General features: G+C 33.1%; 1 protein-coding gene. It reads left to right on the plus strand.

What is annotated here, in order from left to right; translation table 11 throughout:
* On the plus strand, positions 1–269 hold a 269-nt coding region (locus tag ELQ16_RS09850; protein ID WP_134239458.1), incomplete at both ends, for a PDZ domain-containing protein.

The following is a 269-nucleotide window of genomic DNA, read 5'->3' on the forward strand; positions in this document are numbered from 1 at the left end:
TTACAGGGTGATACTAAAAAAGCTTATAAAAATCAAGATGGTGCTTTAATTACCGATATACAAAAGGGTTCAAGTGCTGATGAAGCAGGACTTAAGCGTGGGGACTTGGTAACTAAGGTAAATGATAAAGTGATTAAAAGTCCAAGCGATCTTAAAAACTATATAGGCACTTTAGAGATAGGTCAAAAAATTTCACTCAATTTTGAAAGAGATGGGGAAAATAAAAGGGTTGATTTTATCCTTAAAGGAGAAAAAGAAAATCCTAAAGC

This window comes from Campylobacter sp. US33a, assembly GCF_004378855.1.
Classification (GTDB): Bacteria; Campylobacterota; Campylobacteria; order Campylobacterales; family Campylobacteraceae; genus Campylobacter_D.